Genomic DNA, 21950 nt, shown 5'->3' with positions numbered 1-21950 from the left:
TCCTTTTCTTTTATCACATAATTCCATTCCTGCTTTTATCCTGAAAGTATGCACCCCTATTGTCCAATCGTTTAAAATAACAAAAAAGACTTTCCATCTCCTAAGAGACGGAAAGTCCGCGGTACCACTCTTATTGCCCTTCAAAGGCCACTCAGGACAAACATCCTTATCTCTGTTACGGGAGAACCCGTGCACACCTACTGTCTGATTTATCAGCTTGTTCAGCATGCCAGCTCAAGGGGGAACTTCAATTAGAGCGTCACCATCGGTTTCCAGCTTCTCCGACTCTCTGTAGATGTAACAATAATTTACTTTACCCTATCATCGCATTTCAAAATTTATTCTATTTGCCTAATATTAACTCATTTTTTTGTATTTGTCAACAAATTTATAGTTAAATATTCTTTATTACTTCGATACCCTTTTCTTCCAGTAAAGTTTCAGCCTTGGCTAAATCATCTACCTTAAGTACAAAATATTGTGCCTCATTCTTTCTAACAACGAAAGAATATACATAATCAATATTTATTCCATTTTGACCCAGTAGTTTAAATATTTCAGTCAGACTGCCCTTCTTATCTTCTGGGTTTAAGGCTAATATATCACTTTTCTTAGCAACAATACCTCTTTCTTCCAGGCATTTAACTGCCCTTTCTGTATCGTCCACAACTGTCCTCAGAATACCATATTCTGTTGTATCTGAAACAGATATAGCCCTTACATCGATATCAGCATCACAAAACGCCTCCGTTACTTCAGCTAAGGCTCCTTTTTCATTGGGAATCAAAATAGATAATTGCTTAATAGCCATTTACTTAGCCTCCTCTTTTCTCAAATCAATAACCCTTTTGGCTTTGCCTTCAAATCTCTCTAAAGTTCTTGGTTGTACCAGTGTTACTTTAGCATCCAGCCCAAGAACTGTTTTTAACCGGTTTTTTATTAATTTATTCAGGTTTTCAAGCTTTCCAAAGGAATCTAAGAAATCTGCATCTGCCAGTTCAACAACAACTTCTATCTTATCAAGATAACCTTTTTTAAACACTTTAATTTGATAATGGGGCCCGATACCCTTGGTACTGATCAGTACTTCTTCTATTTGTGACGGAAATACATTTACTCCTCCAAGAATAAGCATATCATCAGAGCGCCCCTGAATCTTTGCCATTCTCACTGTGGTTCTCCCACATTGGCACTTATCATAACTAAGGGAAGTAATATCCTTTGTTCTGTATCTTATAATCGGTAAACCTTCTTTACTTATGGTAGTAATAACCAGTTCTCCGACCTCTCCTTCGCCTAAGACTTCTCCCGTTTCAGGATTAATAATTTCAGGGAGGAAATGGTCTTCGTTAATATGCATTCCACAAAGAGCCTGGCATTCTCCCGCAACTCCCGGCCCCATCAGTTCACTCATGCCATAATTTTCGGTAGAAAATAAACCCCAGGTGTCATTCAGTTCTTTTCTCATTGCCTCAGTAGAACCTTCTCCCCCAAACAATCCCCATTTTAAATGTAAATCTTTGGCTGGATCAATACCAATTTCTTTAGCTATTTCAGCCATGTGAAGTGCATAAGAAGGGGTACTGATTAATGCTGTAGTTTCCATATCCTGCATCATCATAATCTGCTTTTTCGTGTTTCCGCTAGACATTGGTATGACTGCTGCTCCTACTTCTTCAAGACCCTGATTAAGTCCTAACGCTCCTGTAAACAAACCATATCCAAAAGAAATCTGTGCAGTATCCTCTTCCGTAACCCCTGCCATAGTAACAATCCTGGCTACCATTTCTCTCCACAGGGACATATCATTTCTCGTGTATCCTACTACTGTAGGCTTTCCTGTAGTTCCGGAAGAGGCATGGAATCTGACCAGTTCCTTTTTCGGCACTGAAAACAGCCCACAGGGATATGTATCTCTAAAATCAGCTTTTACAGTAAATGGCAGCTTTTTTAAGTCTTCCAGTGTATTTATATCTCCAGGAAGAATGCCTCTTTCACGAAATTTAGCTTTATAATGAGGGACATTATTATATACACGCTCTACAGTGGCTTTTAGCCTTTTTAGCTGTATCTCTCTAAACTGCTCCCGTTCTAAAGTTTCTTCTTTGTTCCAAATTCTTGCTTGCACCATTTTTCTTCCTCCTACGTTTCCTACTATTCTACATATTTAAATGTGCATTATATAAAGTTTATCAGATTACTCAACAAATTTCTATATATTTTTTGTGATAATTCACAAAACACCGTAATACTTCATTTGTATGGGTATTGCATTTTAATTAAAACAAGCAAAGCTGATCCGATTCTGGAAGTCCCTTTAACACCCCATGGTCTCTCAACGCTTCTATAGCAGTCTTATTGGCTTTGGCCCTTTCTCTGATTTCATCTATAGTCTCAAAAGGCTGTTTTTCATATTCTTCTACAATAGCTCTGGCAGCATTTTCTCCTACTCCGCCTAAAGCCACAAATGGCAGCAGAACCTTCCCATCTTTAACATAAAACTTTGTAGCATGAGACAGACCCAGTTGAGCCTCCATAAATTCATAGCCTCTGGCATACATTTCATAGGCTACTTCAAGTACGATAACTTCATCTTCTTCCTTCTTGGTGGCATTTTTCCCTTTTGCCAGAATTCCATCCATTTTTTCAAGAACTGCTGCTGACCCTTTTAAAATGGTATCTGCATCAAATTCACTTACTTTGGTAGTAAAATATGTGGCATAAAACTCTGCAGGATAGTAGACTTTGAAATACGCAATTCTGTAAGACATCATAACGTAAGCCACCGCATGAGCCCTTGGGAACATATACTTAATTCTTCTGCAGGATTCGATATACCATTCCGGCACATCGTTTTCCTGCATTAAAGCAACATCCTCGTCTGTTACCCCTTTGCCCTTTCTTACCTTTTCCATAATTGTAAAAGCACTTTTCTTTGGAAGTCCCTTCAATATCAGGTAGTTCATGATGTCATCTCGAGTAGAAATGGCATCTTTAATAGTAGTCTGTCCGGATTTAATCCACTCCTGAGCATTATTAATCCAAACATCTGTACCATGTGAAAAACCTGAGATTCGCACATAATCAGCAAATCTGGTAGGATGAGTATCGTCCAGCATCTGTCTGGTGAACTTGGTTCCAAATTCAGGTATTCCATAACTTCCATGTACGAACCTGTAGTCTGGATCTTTTATGTCAAGCCCCTCAATACCGTTAAATATACTATTGACCTTATGGTCCGACAAAGGCACCTGGGTCAGTGGGTCCAGACCAGTCATATCCTGAAGATGCCTGATCATGGACGGTACATCGTGTCCCAGTATATCCAGTTTTAAAAGATTCTGGTCAATGGAGTGATAATCAAAATGTGTGGTAATAAAATCAGAATTCACATCGTTAGCTGGGTGCTGGACTGGGCAGAATTCATAAATTTCGTGATCATCCGGTACGATTATAATACCTCCGGGATGCTGTCCTGTGGTCCTTCGCACTCCTGTGCAGCACTCCGCCAGACGTTCTACCTCATATTTATTCACAGGAATCTGCCGCTCTTCAAAATATTTCATGACAAAACCAAACGCTGTTTTTGTAGCTACAGTGCCTATGGTCCCCGCCTTATAAACATTTTTTGCTCCAAATATTTCATCTACGTACCTATGTGCAACAGGCTGGTATTCCCCTGCGAAGTTAAGGTCGATATCAGGTTCCTTATCTGCTTCAAACCCCAGGAATGTTTGAAACGGTATAGAAAATCCATCCTTTTTCAGCCTTGTCCCACATTTTGGACAGTCTTTGTCTTCCATGTCAACACCACAGTCATACTCTTTATTATCTCCCCATTCCAGATATTTGCAGTTTGGGCATATGTAATGTGGTGGCAATGGGTTAACTTCTGTAATACCCGCCATTGTGGCTGCAAAAGAGGATCCCACAGACCCTCTGGAACCAACCAGATATCCATCGCTTAAAGATTTCTGCACCAGCATTTCTGCAGCGATATACATGACAGCATAACCTTCACGGATAATGGGCACAAGCTCAGCATCAAGCCTTTCCTGAATTTCAGGAGGCAACGGGTTGCCATAGATGCTCCATGCCCGCTCATAACATTTAGTCTTCAAGGTTTCTTCCGCATTTTCAATCTTAGGGGGATATTTCTCCTTTGGCACCGGCCTTATTACATCAATCATATCTGCAATCATATTTGGATTATCTATAACCACCTTCTCTGCCATTTCCCTGCCAAGATATTCAAATTCCTCCAGCATTTCCTGAGTTGTTCTCAGGTACAGCCCTTGTCCTCCTCCATCCTTATAACCCTGACCAGCCATAAGAATATTTCTGTATAGCGCTGCCTCAGGTTCCTGATAGTGTGCATCCGTAGTGGCAACCACAGGTTTATTATATTTTTTGCCTAAAGCTATAATCTGCCTGTTTAAGTCTCTCAGTCCTTCTTTATCTTTTACTGTACCTTTGTCAATGAGAAACTGGTTATTGATAATGGGCTGTATTTCAAGATAGTCATAATAATTTACAAAGTATTCTATCTCCTCTTCACTCTTGTTCTCAAGAACGGCTCTGAACACTTCTCCTGCTTCACAGGCAGACCCAATAATCAAACCGTCTCTGTGTGATGTTAAAACAGATTTAGGAATTCTGGGTCTTTTATAAAAATAGTCTAGATGTGAAATAGACACTAATTTATATAGATTTTTTAAACCTTCCTGAGTCTTTACAAGAATAATGATATGATTGGTTGGCTTTTTCTTGTAATCTATAGTACCGTCGGCATTGATACAGTCTCTGTCATCAAATACATATCCCTCCATACCATATATGATTTTCATTTCTGAACCCTTGCTTAAAGAATGGGACGCTTCTGGAAATCCCTGTACCACACCATGATCTGTAAGAGCCATAGCTTTATGTCCCCATTCTTCATGGATTCTTACCATGTCCTTTATTTCATTAAGTCCGTCCATGGCGCTCATTTTAGAATGGGCATGAAGTTCCACTCTTTTTCTGTCACATGTATCTTTTCTCTTTTTAATTTCGCCTTTCTCAATATCCTGAGCCATTACTACCACAATGTTTTCATAGGTATCCCACTCAGCATTTCCCCTGATTTTAACAAAGTTCCCATTTTTCAGATGTTCATCTATTTCGTTCCATTTATTTTCAGAAGTAAAGGCTTTAATGCAAAGGGAAGTACTTTTATCCGTTATCAGTAAGGTTACTAATTTTTTTTCATTTTTAATGGTTCTGCTGTCTTTTCGGAAAAGAATTCCCTCTACAGTTACCGCTCCACTATCCTGAGTTACACTGGAAAGCTTCACGGGCATGGTATTAATAGGATTTCCCAGTATTTTATTTCCTACTACTGGTTCTTCCTTTCTGCGTTTTTGCCATTTATTACCGTTGTTTCCACTGCTATTTCCCGAAAATCCGCTTTCATTATTGGAATGGGATACAGCTGCTGGCCTTGAAGCTACCAGCGTTGCAGCTTTTTTCTGTTCCTCAAGAATCTGCTTTTCTTCCAGCTTTTCCATATTCTTTTTCTGGTTTGCCAGTTTTTCGTATTCATCTTTATGGTTCTCAAAAACCACCTTAACTTCCAGCCCAAAATCTCTTTTCAATATACGTTCAAATAATTGAGCCACTCTGTCATTAAGGTCTTTTACAACTACTGCCCCTAGAGCATATACCGTCAGAACCCCATCCTTTAGAACGGATTCTTCTGAAAATATGGTTTTTGTACTCCTTGCATATTCACCATTGACTTCATCAATCATATGGTCGATGCAAAGTTTTATGATTTCCTCCTGGGTCTGCACCAGATCTTTATATCTGAAAATCAGCTTCACTTCTTTTAAGCCCTGTATCTGGTTTAATACTATGGCCTTTATTTTCTCTGTATCTTCAAAGGGCATAACAAAATTGAGCTCGATATCTAGGATAAGTGCTGCACTTTCCTGTGACATCTGAGCTCTTCCCAATGAAAATTTATAACTTTCTCTTGGATGATCTCCAAGCTTACTCCAATTGATAATCCCTTCTATCAGATTTTTCATTATGTAATGTTTTCCTTGTTCGTAATTTATTTTTTCCTCTATATACTGTAAAACAGCCATATATATTATAAACCTAATCCACGATTTTGTACACTTGCTTTTGATCCCTATACCTGTACAGTATTCTCTCCTATTGTGGATAACTCGGCGCAAATAAATCTCATCCATCCACAATTAGGTATTTTCAAGGCTTGGACGCTTTTTATTTATCCACATGGCTCACTGGATAAAATTGTATACAATTTTATCCAAGTATGTGGAAAAGTAACTCAACGTTTAAAATTTAGGCTTTTCCGGGTTGTGGAAAAAGGACTGGGCTTTAGACCTCCATGCCAGTTCATTCTGGTCATGAGTTTCGTCAAGTTTTATCCCATGCTCTATCTTTTCATGCGTATGAGGTTTTACTGTAACAAAAGTAACGTATCCCTCTGCACACAGTTCACCTGTTACTTCAGAGATAAGGGCTACTCTCATGGTAAGACTTGTGGTCCCTGTCCTTACCAGCATACTGCAATAGCTGATTATTTCTCCTGGTTCTACAGATTTATTAAAGCTGAACTGGTGGGTATTTCTGTAAAGGAGTCCATGCCTTTCTCCATGTTCCAGAGCAGCAGCGATAAAAGCTGCTTCCACCATCCATTCAATCCCTCTGCCCGCATATAAACTTTGATGATGATTCAAATCTTCCATTTTTACCATATGTGTTGCTTTATATGTTTTCATCAGCCTTTGTCCTCCAATTATTTTTTGTCAGCCATTTCTATCAGTTTGACCAATTCTTCAACAATTTTATCTTCAGAAACAGTTTTAATGATTTCACCTTTAGCAAACAAGATTCCTCTTCCATCTCCCCCAGCTACTCCAAAATCAGCCTCCCTGGCCTCTCCTGGTCCGTTGACCGCACACCCCATGACCGCTACAGTTATAGGAGGTAACCCTCTGGCTTCCCTCTTTGCTCCAATTTTACCAATAGCCTCTTCTACCTGCAGGGCAATCTTTTCTAAATCAACTCTGGTCCTGCCGCAAGTGGGACATGAAACAAGATTAATACCAGAAGGTCTTATTCCTATAGACTTTAATATATCTCTTGCAAAATAAACTTCTTTCACAGGATCTCCGGTTAAGGAAACTCTCATGGTATCACCGATTCCAGCAAGCAGAAGTCCTCCTATTCCAATGGCAGATTTAAGTTTACCACTGTTTACCGTTCCAGATTCCGTTATACCTATGTGGAGAGGATGGTCTGTCTGTTCAGATATCAGCTTATGGGCTTCATAGTTCAGTCTGACGTCTGAGGATTTAAGTGAAATAACAATATCATCAAAATCCATTTGTTCAAGCATTGCCACATGCCGTAATGCACTTTCTGTCAGGCCCTCTGCCGTTACCCCTCCATTCTTTTGTAAAATGTCCTTTTCAAGGGATCCTGAATTAACCCCTACCCGAATAGGGATTTTTCTTTCCTTTGCTGCTTCCACCACAGCTTTCACCCGTTCTTCATTTCCGATATTTCCTGGATTTATTCTTACTTTATCTGCCCCATTTTTTATGGCAGCAATGGCTAGTCTGTAATCAAAATGAATATCTGCTACCAGGGGGATCTTTATATTCTTTTTTATTTGCAGCAATGCTTCAGCTGCCTCCATATCAGGGATTGCCAGTCTGACTATATCACAGCCCGCCTCTTCAAGAGCCTTGATTTGGTCCGTTACTTTTTTTACATCCCTGGTATCTACATTTGTCATTGACTGAATAGATATGGGGGTTCCTCCGCCGATAATAACATCACCGCACCTTACACTTTTTTTCATATATCCTCCATATTCAAAAGACAGAGAAAAATCTTCCTCTGCCTCATATTTCTGCTTTTAATTTAAAATAAATCTGCCAATATCCTGCCATGTGACATAAATCATCAGAGCAAACAGCAACATAATCCCTACAAAATGCACTTTTGCCTCTATATCATCCGTTATGGCCCTTCCTGTGATTTTACGGATAAATAAAAATACTAAACGGCCACCGTCAAGAGCTGGAAATGGGAGCATATTTACAATAGCCAGATTTAAGCTTATTAATGCAGCAAGATTTGCCACATATATAAATCCATATCGCACCGAATCACTTACTGCTACAGTTATACCAATAGGGCCAGTCAGTTCTTTTGTGGATACTTCTCCTGTTACCAGTTGTCCTATTACCTCTACCATTTTAACCGTCATAATCCAGGTGGATTCTGCCCCTTTTTCAAGAGCTGTGAACGGATTTCTGGACACTTCAGGCAATATGCCAACTATCTTTCTGCCTGTGCCTTCTTCCTTTGCCAAATCCATACTAAAACTCAGGTCTTTGCCATTTCTGTCAATGCCAATAGTAATCTTTTCACCTTTTTCCTTTGAAATAGCATCCGTTATATCATTCCAGCTTTTTACCTGATGCTGCTCGATACTTACGATTTTATCTCCTGAAAGCAGACCTGCTTCTCTGGCAGGACTCACATCACTAAATCCATTGACAGTCGTCGTAGGCATTCCAATATAAAATACAATGCATGCCAGGACAACAATGGCTAAAATCAGATTCATAAAGGAACCGGCAACTATAATGATAGCTTTTGCCCAAATGGGTCTTTTTCCAAAAGCGCGTTCATCCTCCGATTCATCATCTTCTCCTTCCATGGCGCAGAACCCGCCTATGGGAAAGAGTCGCACTGAATACTGAGTTTCTCCCTTTATTTTCTTAAGCAGTACAGGTCCCATTCCTACTGCAAATTCGTTTACCTTAACACCTACTGCTTTTGCTGCAATAAAATGTCCGCCCTCATGTACAAGTACCAATATGCAGAACATTATCAATGCATAAACAATCGTCATAATTACTACCCCCTCATTTCAACAGCTCATATACCATTTTTCTAGCAGCTTTATCAGCTTCTAAAATATCTTCTAACCCCAAATTATATGTTGGCACATGTGCATTCATTATTCTTTCTATAGTATTCTGAATATCTGTGAATTTAATCTTTTTTTCTAAAAACAATTGGACTAAAGCTTCATTAGCTCCATTCATTAAAGCCGGATAGGTTCCTCCTTTTTCTGCTGCTTCATATGCAATGGCTATATTTTTAAAAACCTTTACATCCGGTTTTTCAAAAGTCAGATGTGAACCTAACCCAAATAAATCCAGTGGTTCAAAAGTATTTTCAATTCTGTCAGGATAACCAAAAGCATAACTGATGGGTACCCTCATATCCGGGGCCCCCAGCTGGGCTATAATAGAATTATCTGCATATTCCACCATAGAATGTATGACACTCTGAGGATGAACGGCAATCTGTATTTTAGATACAGGAACATCAAAGAGCCATTTTGCTTCTATTACTTCAAGCCCTTTATTCATCATGGTGGCAGAATCAATGGTTACTTTACTGCCCATACTCCAGTTTGGATGTTTCAGAGCTTGCTCTAAAGACACACTTTCCAGCTGTTCAAGGTTATAGCCCCTGAAGGGACCTCCGGAGGCTGTCAGATAAATCTTTTTAAGCTGCTCCTTTTTATTTCCTTGTAAACACTGAAAAATTGCACTATGTTCACTATCTACCGGCAGCATTTTAACATGATTTTTTTCTGCCATATCCATTACAATTTCTCCCCCTGCTACAAGGGTTTCTTTATTAGCCAGTGCAATGTCTCTTCCTTGGCAAACAGCATGATATGTAGGTATAAGTCCCCTCATTCCTACAAGGGAATTGAGCAGCAAATCATACTGGGACTCCGCTGCCGTTATAAGGCCTTCCATGCCATAAAACATTTCAAGATTACGATATTTCCCCGCTAGATGCAATGCATCATCTTCTTTATCCACTATAACCATTTCTGGTGAAAACTTCTCAATTTGCTGGCAAAGCAACTGGATATTACTTGCGCATGAAAGTACCGTAACCTTTAACAGATTACGGTTCCTGTCAATTATATCCAATGCCTGTGTTCCTATGGATCCAGTACTTCCTAAAATCGCGATTCTTTTCATTGTCTGTCCCCTATAAAACTAATACTATATAGTAATATACCATTGGTGCTGTAAATAATACACTGTCAAACCGGTCTAGTATACCACCATGACCTGGAATCAGATTGCCATAGTCTTTTATTCCCATCTTCCTTTTGAAAATTGACGCCGTTAAATCTCCAAACTGAGAAACCACGCCTCCCAGAACACCTATGATAATACAATGTATTATCAGTCTTGGAATCATATAATATCCAAATATGCCGCATAAGATTACACTTCCCAAAATACCGCCAACGGAACCTTCTATAGTCTTCTTCGGGCTGATTGAAGGGCAAAGCTTGTGTTTTCCAAAAGCATAACCAGTAAAATAGGCCATAACATCCGTTCCGAAAGCGGTCAGGAATATAAGCCATACCAGAATGCCGTACTCCCCGGTCTGATCCACTAAAGCAACATGGAAAGAGAAGAAAATCGTATAAAAGATACCTGTAATAGTTGCCATACCATCTTCAAGTTTTCGTTCGTCCATCTTAAATAAATACAAAAGACTTAAAAGAACTACACCAAAGAACCATAACATATACCATCTGGATTCCGTGGTAAACAAATTAATCCCGTATAATGCCAGTGCACTGATATATGCCAGTGTATAAGCGGGCTTAACATCCATGGATTTAAATCCGTTGAAAAATTCCCTGACACTCATAATGCCTATTGCAAAACAGGCAAGCAGCAGTACTCTGCCTCCTAAAATGACCAATATACCAAAGGGCAGCATAATCAACCCTGATAATACTCTTGTTTTCACTATTTACCTCCCGCCAAAGCGCCTGTCTCTGCTTTGGTATTCTTCTATACACTTTTCAAATACTTGTGGTGAAAAATCAGGCCATAGTACATCAGTGTATACGAATTCACTGTACGCAATCTGCCAAAGCAGATAGTTAGAGAGTCTCTTTTCTCCACTGGTTCTGATTACTAAATCAGGGTCTGGAATATTGTTAAAGAGTTCTCCTGTATATAAATGGCGGCTGATGGTATCCTCTGTAATGTCCTGAGGTTCCATTACCCCTGCCTTTATTTTCTCTCCTATTAAAGTTACAGCCTTTGTAATTTCATCCCTGCTGCCATAATTTAATGCAATATTAAACTGCAGACCAGTATTGTTTTCTGTAGTTTTCAAAGCTTTATTCAGTCTTTCTACAGATTCTTTTGGTAATTTTGAATAATCACCCAATATTTTTACTTTTACATTGTTTTTGTGGAGTTCTTTCAATTCTTTATCCACATAAATAATAATAAGTTTAAAAATGCCGTTTACTTCGTCAAATGAACGTTTCCAGTTCTCCGTAGAAAATGCATAAACGGTAAGATGTTCTACTCCAAGAGTTGACGATCTTTTTACAATTTCTTTCATTGCTTTCATGCCTGCATTGTGTCCCGCCATTCTGGGTACATTATTTTTTGCGGCCCACCTGCCATTACCATCCATGACTATAGCAACATGTCTTGGGATTCTGTCCATATCTAACATCTGATTACCCTTTTCTTTAAAAACGGACATGGCTGACATCAGCCATATCCGCCGTAAAATCATATTAAACTTCTAAGATTTCTTTCTCTTTTGCAGCAATGATATCATCAATATCTTTCACTGCTTTATCAATTTTCTTCTGAATCTGATCCAGCTGTTTCTTTAAGTCATCTTCTGTTATTTCGCCTGATTTTTCCAGTTTCTTCAGTTCCTCGTTGGCATCTCTTCTCTCGTTTCTTACAGCAACTTTTGCATCTTCACCATACTTCTTTACAGATTTGGACAATTCTTTTCTTCTTTCTTCTGTAAGCTGCGGTACTGCCAGTCTTATCACTTTCCCGTCGTTTGAAGGTGCCATTCCAAGATTAGCATTATTGATAGCCTTTTCAACATCCGAAATTGATTTTTGATCAAAAGGTGTAATTAATAAAGTTCTTGGTTCTGGAGCAGAGATATTGGCTAGATTCTTAAGCGGTGTTGGGCTTCCATAATAATCTACCATAACCTTATCCAATAAGGCTGGGTTGGCTCTTCCTGCTCTCACTGTGTTTAACTCTTCCTTTAAAACAGAAATAGTTTTAGACATTTTCTGTTCAAGGACTTCCTGCACATTCATACTCATAATTCATTCTCCTCCTACACTCTTTTAAACTTTATTTTACAATCGTGCCTATTTTTTCACCATTTACGGCTTTTAACATGTTTCCCTTTTCTGCTACACCAAATACATGTATGGCAATATTATTTTCCATACACAGGGTAGCGGCTGTAATATCCATCACTCCAAGTTCTTTTTCAACAACTTCTTTGTGAGTGAGCTGTTCATATTTTACTGCATTGGGATCCTTTTCAGGATCTGCAGAATATACTGCATCAACCTTTTTGGCTAAAAGAATCACATCTGCATCTATTTCAGCAGCCCTTAGAGCAGATGTCGTATCTGTTGAAAAGAAAGGGCTTCCCGTTCCCGTTCCAAAAATAACAATATTGTTTTCCTCTAAATATTTGATTGCTTTCTTTCTGTTATACGGTTCTGCTATTTGTGTCATCGCAATAGCTGTCTGCACCACAACAGGCAATCCCTGTTTTTCAAAAGCATCCTGAAGTGCCATCGCATTCATTGTGGTTGCCAGCATTCCCATATAATCAGCAGTTGCTCTGTCTATGCTCTGACCAGTTCTGCCTCTCCAAAAGTTTCCGCCTCCGACTACAATAGCAATCTGAACTCCCAAATCATGAATCTCTTTTACCTGTGCGGCAACTCCAAGTAACATTTCATCGGATATGCCAAATTTATCTGGTCCCGCAAGTGCTTCCCCACTTACTTTTATAAGAACTCTTTTATATTTAGGCTCCATATTTTTCTCCTTGTATAAAAATTGAGGATACCTTACCGATATCCTCAACATTATACCATAAACTATTTTATGGTTCACCTATTTTAAGAATTTTTTATTGAACAATTACCATAAACTTTTCCAATATCTTCAACAATGCTGCCATCTAAGCTCCCGTCTTCCACCATCTTCCTTAAAATCTCCATAGATTTTTCGTGGGAGAATCCTTTTTTATAAGGACGTTCTTCTGTCAGGGCCTGATAAACATCCAGGCAAGCCATAAGACGTTCATTGAATCCCAGCTGGTCAGCAGTTTTTCCAAAAGGATACCCCTTCCCATTCAGTTTTTCATGATGATGGGCAGCCCACTTTGTTATATCTTCCAGACCTTTCACTTTTCGTAAGATTTCATATGTATAATACGCATGGTTCTGAATATGTTTGTATTCCTGTTCTGTAAGCTTATCGGGTTTTTCCAGAATATCTTTATCAACAACTAATTTGCCAATATCATGAACGGCTCCGGTCAAAAACATTTTTGCCACATCCATATCATCGTAGCCATAATATTTTGCCATATAGGCAGCTTTTTCTGCAATACCCAAAGAATGTTTTCTAGTAAATTTAGATTTATAATCTATAATGTTTGCAAAAAATTCACCAAAATCTTTTATTTCCCTTTCTGAATAATCCCTCTCCGTATTTTTAAGAGATGCCCCTAAAAATCCCTCTATTTTTTCATCTTGAAGGTTAGCTATTTCTTTATAGTTGATGGCCCCCTGAAACGTGTCCACACATTTTTCGGAAAAAGAATGCTTTTATTTTCAGCAATAAACTGCATAAGCTTCTCATACTTTTCTTCACTAATCATGCTTAAGTCCCAATTGGCATCTATCTGATCAGCCATATGTATAAACTGTGCAAACAATGGAGTCTCTTCCGCCGTTTTTCCAAAAGGTCCACTTCCATCAGCATTTTCATGATGGTACATAATAGCATTTTGAGCTTCCCTGCACAGGGGAAGTTTCTTCAGGTTTCTTTCCCCCATCATACAGTGTGTCCCTTTATTAAAATATTGTTTTTCTTCGTAAATATTAATTCCTTTAATATACTCAGACTGAATGTACTCCGTTAATGCATTGTCATGTAACACGGCACATGCCCCCAGATCAATCAACTGGGACTCTGGCAGATTCAGATATTTCCCCATTAAAATACATAAATATGCCACACGTTTACCATGGTTCGTAGTAACGCCCAGCATTTCATGTTCTACACAATCTAAAGCATAAGAAAAAGCATATAACATATCATTAAAACTCAGCTTCATTTTCTTTTACGACCTTTCTTGTTTTTACTATTAATATCTACCCTGTGGATATATTTGTAAACAATATTTTTATTAAGATAAAGCATATTACGTTCTTTAAGTTATTTTTTGCTGGCTGCTTTTCTTAATTTTATTATAAAATCTACAACTATACAATGCACAAAAAGGCTGCCGGGAAATTCCCGGCAGCCTTTAATATTCATATCGTTGTTTAATTGATTTAATTAGTTACCAAGTTGTGCTGCAACTTCTGCAGCAAAGTCTTCTTCTTTCTTTTCGATGCCTTCGCCAACTTCAAATCTTACCATTGAAACAACCTTGATTGATTTACCAATTTGTTTTGCAACTTCATCAACATACTGCTTTACAGAAAGATCTCCGTTCTTAACGAATTTCTGTTCCACAAGACAAGTTTCTTTAAGTTCCTTCTTCAGTCTTCCCATTACCATCTTGTCTACGATGTCTGCTGGTTTTCCTTCTGCAAGAGCCTGCTGAACTAAAATATTTTTTTCATGTTCAAGATGTTCTTCACTGATAGCAGTTTCATCAACAAACTGAGGATTCATGGATGCAACCTGCATAGCTACGTCTTTACCAACAACAGCAACTTCTTCTGCGGAAGCTTCTGTCTCAAGACCTACTACTACACCAATCTTGCCGCCGCCATGACTGTATCCAACATAAACACATCCTGGAGCTTCCATCTTGTGAAATCTTCTAACGTTCATATTTTCACCGATTTTAGCTATCTTATTGTTAAGGGCATCCTGAACAGTGCCTTCATTGTCATAGGAAAGAGCCATAAAGTTTTCCAGTGAATCATCCGCAGTTTCTAATGCCATATCAGCTAATTTTGATACGAATTCAACAAACTCATCATTCTTCGCAACAAAATCTGTTTCTGAATTTACTTCAATAATAGCAGCTTTTTTTGCATCTCCTGAAAAAGCAAACTTTACAAGACCTTCTGCAGCAACTCTGCCAGCCTTTTTAGCAGCTTTAGCAAGTCCCTTTTCTCTTAAAAGGTCTACTGCCTTATCCATATCTCCATCAGCTTCTACTAAAACCTTCTTGCAATCCATCATTCCTGCGCCTGTCATTTCACGCAGTTCTTTTACCATCTGTGCTGTTACAGCCATCTGTATTTCCTCCTCAAATCTGACAGATTCGTGCAGAAAAAACTGCACGAATCCAATTCACAATTCAAATTAATCTTTTATGCTTCTTCTGCAGCAACTACTTCTTCAATAGAAGTTGGAGCTGTTTCTTCTTCAACAGCTGCTACGCCTTCATCAAAGCTTTCGCCCTGGTTAGCTTCAATAATAGCATCTGCCATTCTTCCTGCGATCAGCTTTACAGCTCTGATAGCATCATCATTTGCAGGGATAATATAGTCAACATCGTCTGGATCGCAGTTTGTATCTACAATACCGATGATAGGAATTCCAAGAATTCTTGCTTCTTTAACTGCAATTCTTTCCTTCTTAGGGTCAACGATGAATAATGCGCCAGGCATCCCCTTCATTTCCTTGATACCGCCTAAGAACTTTTCAAGTTTTTCTAATTCAAGCTTAAGCTTACCAACTTCCTTCTTTGAAAGCTTTTCAAAAGTTCCATTAGTTTCCATTTCCTGAATTTCATATAATCTCTTAATTCTTCCAGCAATTGTTTTGTGGTTTGTAAGCATTCCGCCAAGCCATCTTTCGTTTACGAAATACATGCCGCATCTCTTTGCTTCATCAGCAATTGCAGCCTGTGCCTGTTTTTTTGTTCCTACAAATAAAACGGGCTTTCCGGATGCTCCTACTTCCTTCATAAATTCATAAGCTTCATCGATTTTTCTTACTGTCTTCTGAAGGTCAATAATATAGATTCCGTTTCTTTCTGTAAAAATGTAAGGAGCCATCTTAGGGTTCCATCTTCTTGTCTGGTGCCCAAAATGTACACCTGCTTCTAGTAATTGTTTCATTGAAATTACTGCCATTGTTTTTTCCTCCTGGTTTTACTTCCACCGGGATTTACCTTGGAAACAACCATTACGGCACCTGTTTTCAAGTCATCCGGTGTGCAAAATAATAAAATTTTATTGGTTTATGCAAACTTTATTGTGACAATGTTGTTTACACAAATAACCATCAAATACTATACTATAAAAACACAGTATTTGCAACAAAAAACTTTACTAAATATAAAGTTTTTTGTTGCAGTATATTAATTCCGCCTGCTCTCCAAGCCAAAACTTATTTGTAATATCTTATGATTCAGACTGTGATGCAAACTTTAAAAATGCTTTTTTTGCCCCATGAAAACTCTGTCTTCCTATTCTTATATCTTTTCCATCTGAAAAATATATAACCTGATTTCCCATCTTAACTACCTTATCAAGATTAATCACATAGCTTTTATTACATTGGTAAAATTCTCGTGGTAAATGCTCTACATAATTTTCAATTTTTCCGTAGGTACCACAAACCTCAGAATTCAAATGAAACAAAACTTTTCTCAAATTCTGTTCAACAAAAACAATTTCCTGAGGAATGATCTTTCTGACTTCGCCCTTAAATTTTAAAACAATAAAACGGTCCTCCATAAACACTCCTTTATTTTAATCAGGAGAGCTGGTTAAATTAATATGCTTTATAGATTTATTTACAGGACAAAAGAAAAAAGCGAGTAAAACTCGCTTTAAATTAATTATTTCTAGTATAAGTAATCAAATCCTCTGCAATTTCATTTGCCGCAATGGATACGGGCTTTTCCGTAAGAGCCTGTGTAAGTTTTGGCTTACCGTCAATAATGTCCCTGGCTCTCTTTGCTGCTAAAATCACCAGCGTATATCTGCTGTCAGCTTTCTTTCTTATTTCATTAATTGATGGATATAACATTTATATCTCCTCCTCATACTTTTTTATCAAGTGAAGTATACTTTCAGAAACTCTGGAATGTTCAGCCTTAACAATCGCTCTGACTCTCTCTACCGCCTCCGAAAGTTCTCCATTAACAACACAATAATCATACTTATCTATATAGGAAACTTCCTTTAAGGTCTCTCCTAATCTCATATTTATTGCATCCTCTGTTTCAGAACCCCTCCCTGTAATCCTCTTACGAAGTTCTGCCATGGATGGAGGCAAAATAAAGATAAATACTCCTTTTGGATATGCTTGTTTTACGTTCATTGCACCCTGAATATCAATCTCCAGTATAACATCTTTGCCTTCATTCAATTTCTGCATAACCATTTCTTTCGGTGTCCCATAGTAGTTGCCATAAACTTCTGCATACTCCAACAGTCCATCCTCTGCTATTGTTTTTTGAAACTCTTCTTTCGTAACAAAATAGTAGTTTATACCATCTTTTTCAAAAGATCTGGGATTTCTGGTGGTCATGGACACAGACAGTTCAATATTTGTGTCTTCCACTAGTTTTTGGCATATAGTACCTTTTCCTGCTCCAGATGGCCCGGAAACAACAAATAATCGTCCTTTATCCATTTAGCTTCCTTCCTTATCATTTATATTGGAATGAATATTATAACATAAACAAGTCTTATATTCAATATGAATAATGGAATTACTCTATATTTTGTACCTGTTCTCTGATTTTTTCTATTTCACTTTTTATCTCCAGCATGAGATTCGTAATTTCTATATCATTGGCTTTAGAACCTATGGTGTTAGCCTCCCGGTTCATTTCCTGCACCAGGAAGTCCAGTTTCTTTCCATCTGGCTGATTACTTTTTGTGATAATACTGGAAAGTTGTATCGTATGGCTGTCCAGTCTTACCAGTTCTTCTGTAATGCTGCACTTATCTGCAAATATTGCTGCTTCAACTAAAATCCTGTCTTCGGGAATTATCACATTGTTCCCGATTAGTTCTTTAATTCTTTCTCTTAGCTTTTCTGTATATGCCACGGTAACCTGTGGAGACCGGTCTTCAATACTCTTAACCAGATCTCTGATCAGTCCGCCCCTCATAATTAAATCTTCAGCCAGCTTACTTCCCTCAACAATACGCATTTCATCTAACTTCTGAGCTGCTGCTTTGACTGGTACCAAAAGACTTTTACAAATTTCCTCTTCATCTTCCACATCAGGCACAGACTTCATTACATCTGGCAATGTGGCCAGGAACTGAAGTGTAATGTCACCGCTTAAGTTAAACTCTGACTGTAAAGCCTTTAAATTATCATAATACTGTCTGGCTACCATACTGTTCAATTTAACAGTAGTATCATCCTCTGTAACATTCTCCACAATAATAGATACATCTATTTTTCCACGCCTTGCAATATCTTTTACAGTATTCTTTACCTTATCCTCTGCGAAAGAATAACGTCTGGGCATTTTAATATTTATGTCACCATATCTGTGATTTACAGATTTTATTTCTACGATTATGTTCCTTTTTCCATCACTATATTCGCTTCTGCCGAAGCCTGTCATACTTTTTATCATGGGCATTCTTCTCCTCAGTTGATTTATCCGCATGTATACTTTATACTACATTAGTGAGCCAGTAATTCTTTAGACAGTCCACTGGTATTAATTATACAATAAAACAGGCCGTATTGCTAAACAATATTTAGAAAATAAAAAACTATATTAATATGCAATATTGCTTCATAAATAAGAAAACGAGGTATTCATATGGCTTTTGACGGCATAGCAGTTCATGCGGTAACCCATGAATTGAATAAAAAACTTTCGGGGGGTAAACTGGAAAAAGTATACCAGCCGGAAAACGATGAACTAGTCTTTCATATTCATTCAAAAGAAGGAAATTTTAAACTGTATCTTTCTTGTAACAGCAGTAATGCCCGGATTAATCTGATTACAGAATCCGTTCCCAATCCACCAGCTCCAATGACTTTCTGTATGCTATTACGTAAACACATTCAGGGAGGACGTATCACTGAAATTACTCAGAAGGATTGTGAAAGAATTGTAGAAATACCCTTTGAGACCGTTAACGAACTTGGTTTCAATGTAAACAAAAAACTTATTATAGAAATAATGGGTAAGCATAGTAACATTATCCTTGTAGATGTAGAAAGCAACAAAATTATAGACAGTATTAAACGAATCTCTATTGATGTCAACAGAATCAGGCAGATTCTTCCTGGGAAACTTTATGAATATCCACCTTCACAGGACAAAATTCCTTTCAGTCAGATCACGCTGGAAGAGATAGAACGGCTTTGTCAGTGCACACCAGGCAAACTGGCTAAATCATTGCTTAACGGTATACAGGGTATAAGTCCCATCATAGCAGAACAGCTTACACAGGGTTTGGAAATTTCATCTGAAATTCCATATAACATAGAAGAAGCCAGACAGACTTCAAAGACGGTATACCAAAACTTATCACAGCTTACCGGAAATTTGTTGAATGGAAATTTATCTCCAGTGGTTTATCTTGATAAAAATCATATTCCTGTTGAATTTCATGCGATTCCAATTATGTCATTAGAAGGAATTTATGAAACAGAAAATTTCTGTGAAATATCCAGTGCCATTGAATTCTTTTACTCTCACAGGACTTCTTCCAATCGAATCAGACAGAAGAGTACTGATTTAGAAAAAGCTGTAAAAAATAATCTGGATAAATTATATTTAAAAAAGCAACGCCTTTCAGAAGATCTTCTGAAAGCTGAAAATTCAGAGGAATACAGGTTATTTGGTGAACTGCTTACGGCCAACCTTCATCTGTTTAATACAGGTGACAGCAAAGTCACCCTAATAAACTATTATAATGGCAACGAAATAACCATCCCTTTAGATAAAAAAATTTCTCCTTCTAAGAACGCACAAAATTATTTTAAAAAATATGGTAAATCTAAAACAGCTATAAAAGAGAAAGCAATACAACTGGATGAAACCACTATCGATATTGATTATTTGGAATCCATTTCTGTTTTTATTGGAAATGCCGATTCTGTTGAAGAAATAGAAGAAATCAGAAATGAACTGGTGGAAGCAGGTTATTTAAAAAAGCGTAAAATATATGGAAAACCTGCAAAATCTAAACCAGCTCCTCGTCCATATTCCACAAGTGAAGGTTTTAGAATTCTGGTTGGACGAAATAACAAGGAAAACGATTATCTTACTTTTAAAATGGCCTCTTCCAAAGATGTGTGGTTTCATACAAAAGACATCCCCGGTTCCCATGTAATACTTTTTACAGATGGCAGAGAAATCTCGGAATCAGCTATTTTTGAAGCTGCTGCTATTGCCGCTTATCACAGTAAGGGTAAGGATTCAGAAAATGTTCCAGTGGATTATGTACAGGTTAAATATGTAAAAAAACTGGCAGGTGCAAAACCTGGTATGGTGATATTCACTAATAACCGGACTGTATATGTAAATCCCGCTCTTCCTCAGGACCAGTCATCATTTCAATAAAAAAGGCCTGTCAGTTCAAAATCTGACAGGTCTTTTTTTACATCTCATAGGTTATAGCTACGGCTTGAATGGTATCAAACCATTCAACCTTCCCCCCATATTTTCCGTAATGTATCTAATAGGGAGAAGTGTTCTATCATTTATTATCATTGGTGCAACATCCATTTTGACTTGCTTTCCATTGACTTTCATGGTGGTACTGTCAATGGTCATTTCCATATTTGTATTCTTATATTTTAAGCTGACTGTTCTTGTATCGTTATTCCAGCCTACGGTTCCGCCCATAGCTTCCACAATGGCCCTGACTGGCAAAAGAGTCCGCTCATTTACAATAACAGGCACTGTCCCTAGGGAATCTATGTTCTGGTATGTGCCGTTTGCAGTCATCACTGGATTATTTATCTGAACAATAATTTTTCCATAATTATTCCTATTTACATCACCTCGATCTGGCTGTTGTACATCCTGCCCTGTATCTGAATCCTTAGAACTGCCAGAATCAGATGAATCCATTTTTTCACCAGGTTTTGGTCCAAATAGCTTGTCCACTTTATATCCGGAGTCTTCAAACAGGTTATATACACTGTCATCAATCTGATACAGCCAGTATTTCTGCGTACCATCCCCCCAGTCTTTAACGCCCTGCCAGGTATATGTACATTTTCGTTCTTTCTTATTATAAAGCCAGTCATAACCACTTACGGTATCTTCATCAAAACTTGTTATTACCATGGAGTGCTTACCGTCCACTCTGAGCATATCTCCCGGTCTTGCATAATTGTTTATGTATTCTCCCAGCTTATCGTAATCATTACTAGCCTCAGTCCTGTGGCATTTACTGCTATATACATCATAGCCGAACACATTACGCCATACATAATTTGTAAAAGCATGACACTGGATAGCTCTTCCGTTATCATAATTGTTCAGAGTATCGGTTCCAAGATACGGTTCAACGTATTCGTCAATTCTGGTTACTATATTTTCCGCGGCACTCTGATTATATTTAGTGTCTGCATAGACATTCATACATGCAGTGGTTCCCAACAAAACTGTTATCATTAATAATATTAAAAAACGTTTCATCTGTTTACTCTCCTAAAGTTCATCAACATCTATCTAAGAATTAATAATACACAAATTTCTATATTAAATCAAGTTATGACAGCAAACAATTGATAAAGTCATTTTTAGACTAAGCAGCTCGCTTTGTCCAAAATATTACATTTTTGGTACTATTTATTACATTTAACTACTTTTTT

Annotated in this window: 21 protein-coding genes and 1 other annotated feature; of the genes, 1 reads left to right on the top strand and 20 read right to left on the bottom strand. The window is 37.8% G+C overall.

Translation table 11 applies throughout. The features are described 5' to 3' along the window. Nucleotides 1–100: 100 nt before the first annotated feature. Nucleotides 101–334, bottom strand: a binding site (T-box leader). Between the two features lie 60 nt (nt 335–394). The 19 genes from Ami3637_RS13395 to Ami3637_RS13305 form a co-directional block, all read right to left on the bottom strand. Further along, nucleotides 395–811: an ACT domain-containing protein gene (locus Ami3637_RS13395; protein ID WP_162362999.1), complete on the bottom strand. Its 417-nt coding sequence runs from the start codon at nt 809–811 to the stop codon at nt 395–397. Next, complete coding sequence (locus Ami3637_RS13390; RefSeq protein ID WP_162362998.1) at nt 812–2131, bottom strand: phenylacetate--CoA ligase family protein; 1320 nt, start codon at nt 2129–2131, stop codon at nt 812–814. Nucleotides 2132–2279: 148 nt separating this feature from the next. Continuing rightward, complete coding sequence (locus Ami3637_RS13385; protein ID WP_162362997.1) at nt 2280–6071, bottom strand: PolC-type DNA polymerase III; 3792 nt, start codon at nt 6069–6071, stop codon at nt 2280–2282. 276 nt (nt 6072–6347) lie between these two features. After that, nucleotides 6348–6794 carry an acyl-CoA thioesterase gene (locus Ami3637_RS13380; protein ID WP_162362996.1) on the bottom strand — a complete coding sequence of 149 codons (447 nt, stop codon included), beginning with the start codon at nt 6792–6794 and terminating at the stop codon, nt 6348–6350. A 17-nt stretch (nt 6795–6811) separates the two neighbouring features. Beyond that, nucleotides 6812–7882 carry a flavodoxin-dependent (E)-4-hydroxy-3-methylbut-2-enyl-diphosphate synthase gene (gene ispG / locus Ami3637_RS13375; protein ID WP_162362995.1) on the bottom strand — a complete coding sequence of 357 codons (1071 nt, stop codon included), beginning with the start codon at nt 7880–7882 and terminating at the stop codon, nt 6812–6814. Between the two features lie 57 nt (nt 7883–7939). After that, nucleotides 7940–8944 (bottom strand): RIP metalloprotease RseP, encoded by a 1005-nt coding sequence (gene rseP, locus Ami3637_RS13370; protein ID WP_162362994.1) that lies wholly within the window; start codon nt 8942–8944, stop codon nt 7940–7942. 13 nt (nt 8945–8957) lie between these two features. Continuing rightward, nucleotides 8958–10100 (bottom strand): 1-deoxy-D-xylulose-5-phosphate reductoisomerase, encoded by a 1143-nt coding sequence (locus Ami3637_RS13365; protein WP_162362993.1) that lies wholly within the window; start codon nt 10098–10100, stop codon nt 8958–8960. A gap of 10 nt (nt 10101–10110) precedes the next feature. After that, a complete protein-coding gene (locus Ami3637_RS13360) occupies nt 10111–10890 on the bottom strand; it encodes a phosphatidate cytidylyltransferase (RefSeq protein WP_162362992.1) in 780 nt (259 codons plus the stop codon). Nucleotides 10891–10893: 3 nt separating this feature from the next. Further along, a complete protein-coding gene (locus Ami3637_RS13355; protein WP_334297054.1) occupies nt 10894–11646 on the bottom strand; it encodes an isoprenyl transferase in 753 nt (250 codons plus the stop codon). 34 nt (nt 11647–11680) lie between these two features. Next, on the bottom strand, nt 11681–12238 hold the full coding sequence (frr, locus tag Ami3637_RS13350) for a ribosome recycling factor (protein ID WP_162362991.1): 558 nt from the start codon (nt 12236–12238) through the stop codon (nt 11681–11683). Nucleotides 12239–12269: 31 nt separating this feature from the next. Continuing rightward, nucleotides 12270–12974, bottom strand: coding sequence for a UMP kinase (gene pyrH / locus Ami3637_RS13345; protein ID WP_162362990.1), 705 nt, complete (start codon nt 12972–12974; stop codon nt 12270–12272). An 83-nt stretch (nt 12975–13057) separates the two neighbouring features. Beyond that, on the bottom strand, nt 13058–13747 hold the full coding sequence (locus Ami3637_RS13340) for an HD-GYP domain-containing protein (RefSeq protein WP_162362989.1): 690 nt from the start codon (nt 13745–13747) through the stop codon (nt 13058–13060). Continuing rightward, nucleotides 13708–14283, bottom strand: coding sequence for an HD-GYP domain-containing protein (locus tag Ami3637_RS13335; protein WP_162362988.1), 576 nt, complete (start codon nt 14281–14283; stop codon nt 13708–13710). The genes Ami3637_RS13340 and Ami3637_RS13335 overlap by 40 nt, the downstream gene beginning before the upstream one ends. A gap of 224 nt (nt 14284–14507) precedes the next feature. Beyond that, the gene (tsf, locus tag Ami3637_RS13330; RefSeq protein ID WP_162362987.1) at nt 14508–15422 is read right to left on the bottom strand and encodes a translation elongation factor Ts; all 915 of its coding nucleotides are present in this window, start codon (nt 15420–15422) and stop codon (nt 14508–14510) included. A 77-nt stretch (nt 15423–15499) separates the two neighbouring features. Continuing rightward, nucleotides 15500–16267 carry a 30S ribosomal protein S2 gene (gene rpsB, locus Ami3637_RS13325; RefSeq protein WP_162362986.1) on the bottom strand — a complete coding sequence of 256 codons (768 nt, stop codon included), beginning with the start codon at nt 16265–16267 and terminating at the stop codon, nt 15500–15502. A 270-nt stretch (nt 16268–16537) separates the two neighbouring features. Further along, nucleotides 16538–16873: a LytTR family DNA-binding domain-containing protein gene (locus Ami3637_RS13320; RefSeq protein WP_162362985.1), complete on the bottom strand. Its 336-nt coding sequence runs from the start codon at nt 16871–16873 to the stop codon at nt 16538–16540. Nucleotides 16874–16973: 100 nt separating this feature from the next. Continuing rightward, on the bottom strand, nt 16974–17168 hold the full coding sequence (rpoZ, locus tag Ami3637_RS13315) for a DNA-directed RNA polymerase subunit omega (protein ID WP_162362984.1): 195 nt from the start codon (nt 17166–17168) through the stop codon (nt 16974–16976). Continuing rightward, a complete protein-coding gene (gene gmk, locus Ami3637_RS13310) occupies nt 17169–17777 on the bottom strand; it encodes a guanylate kinase (protein ID WP_162362983.1) in 609 nt (202 codons plus the stop codon). It abuts the gene before it with no gap. Nucleotides 17778–17856: 79 nt separating this feature from the next. After that, nucleotides 17857–18741 carry a YicC/YloC family endoribonuclease gene (locus tag Ami3637_RS13305; protein WP_162362982.1) on the bottom strand — a complete coding sequence of 295 codons (885 nt, stop codon included), beginning with the start codon at nt 18739–18741 and terminating at the stop codon, nt 17857–17859. Between the two features lie 192 nt (nt 18742–18933). Here Ami3637_RS13305 and Ami3637_RS13300 point away from each other — a divergent pair, with 192 nt between their 5' ends. Beyond that, nucleotides 18934–20688 (top strand): Rqc2 family fibronectin-binding protein, encoded by a 1755-nt coding sequence (locus tag Ami3637_RS13300; RefSeq protein ID WP_162362981.1) that lies wholly within the window; start codon nt 18934–18936, stop codon nt 20686–20688. A gap of 57 nt (nt 20689–20745) precedes the next feature. Here Ami3637_RS13300 and Ami3637_RS13295 read toward each other — a convergent pair whose 3' ends face one another. After that, nucleotides 20746–21774 (bottom strand): stalk domain-containing protein, encoded by a 1029-nt coding sequence (locus tag Ami3637_RS13295; protein WP_162362980.1) that lies wholly within the window; start codon nt 21772–21774, stop codon nt 20746–20748. Nucleotides 21775–21950: the final 176 nt, after the last annotated feature.

The organism is Aminipila terrae (assembly GCF_010120715.1).
Taxonomy (GTDB): domain Bacteria; phylum Bacillota; class Clostridia; order Peptostreptococcales; family Anaerovoracaceae; genus Aminipila; species Aminipila terrae.
Note: the sequence above shows the minus strand (reverse complement) of the source record. Positions and strands in the feature narration are given on the sequence as shown.

What these genes read in the sequence shown, in the direction of transcription:
- Ami3637_RS13395 (WP_162362999.1), bottom strand. Translation starts at nt 811, where the DNA reads ATGGCTATTAAGCAATTATCTATTTTGATTCCCAATGAAAAAGGAGCC.
- Ami3637_RS13390 (WP_162362998.1), bottom strand. Translation starts at nt 2,131, where the DNA reads ATGGTGCAAGCAAGAATTTGGAACAAAGAAGAAACTTTAGAACGGGAG.
- Ami3637_RS13385 (WP_162362997.1), bottom strand. Translation starts at nt 6,071, where the DNA reads ATGAAAAATCTGATAGAAGGGATTATCAATTGGAGTAAGCTTGGAGAT.
- Ami3637_RS13380 (WP_162362996.1), bottom strand. Translation starts at nt 6,794, where the DNA reads ATGAAAACATATAAAGCAACACATATGGTAAAAATGGAAGATTTGAAT.
- ispG (WP_162362995.1), bottom strand. Translation starts at nt 7,882, where the DNA reads ATGAAAAAAAGTGTAAGGTGCGGTGATGTTATTATCGGCGGAGGAACC.
- rseP (WP_162362994.1), bottom strand. Translation starts at nt 8,944, where the DNA reads ATGACGATTGTTTATGCATTGATAATGTTCTGCATATTGGTACTTGTA.
- Ami3637_RS13365 (WP_162362993.1), bottom strand. Translation starts at nt 10,100, where the DNA reads ATGAAAAGAATCGCGATTTTAGGAAGTACTGGATCCATAGGAACACAG.
- Ami3637_RS13355 (WP_334297054.1), bottom strand. Translation starts at nt 11,646, where the DNA reads ATGTCCGTTTTTAAAGAAAAGGGTAATCAGATGTTAGATATGGACAGA.
- frr (WP_162362991.1), bottom strand. Translation starts at nt 12,238, where the DNA reads ATGAGTATGAATGTGCAGGAAGTCCTTGAACAGAAAATGTCTAAAACT.
- pyrH (WP_162362990.1), bottom strand. Translation starts at nt 12,974, where the DNA reads ATGGAGCCTAAATATAAAAGAGTTCTTATAAAAGTAAGTGGGGAAGCA.
- Ami3637_RS13335 (WP_162362988.1), bottom strand. Translation starts at nt 14,283, where the DNA reads ATGAAGCTGAGTTTTAATGATATGTTATATGCTTTTTCTTATGCTTTA.
- tsf (WP_162362987.1), bottom strand. Translation starts at nt 15,422, where the DNA reads ATGGCTGTAACAGCACAGATGGTAAAAGAACTGCGTGAAATGACAGGC.
- rpsB (WP_162362986.1), bottom strand. Translation starts at nt 16,267, where the DNA reads ATGGCAGTAATTTCAATGAAACAATTACTAGAAGCAGGTGTACATTTT.
- Ami3637_RS13320 (WP_162362985.1), bottom strand. Translation starts at nt 16,873, where the DNA reads ATGGAGGACCGTTTTATTGTTTTAAAATTTAAGGGCGAAGTCAGAAAG.
- rpoZ (WP_162362984.1), bottom strand. Translation starts at nt 17,168, where the DNA reads ATGTTATATCCATCAATTAATGAAATAAGAAAGAAAGCTGACAGCAGA.
- gmk (WP_162362983.1), bottom strand. Translation starts at nt 17,777, where the DNA reads ATGGATAAAGGACGATTATTTGTTGTTTCCGGGCCATCTGGAGCAGGA.
- Ami3637_RS13305 (WP_162362982.1), bottom strand. Translation starts at nt 18,741, where the DNA reads ATGATAAAAAGTATGACAGGCTTCGGCAGAAGCGAATATAGTGATGGA.
- Ami3637_RS13300 (WP_162362981.1), top strand. Translation starts at nt 18,934, where the DNA reads ATGGCTTTTGACGGCATAGCAGTTCATGCGGTAACCCATGAATTGAAT.
- Ami3637_RS13295 (WP_162362980.1), bottom strand. Translation starts at nt 21,774, where the DNA reads ATGAAACGTTTTTTAATATTATTAATGATAACAGTTTTGTTGGGAACC.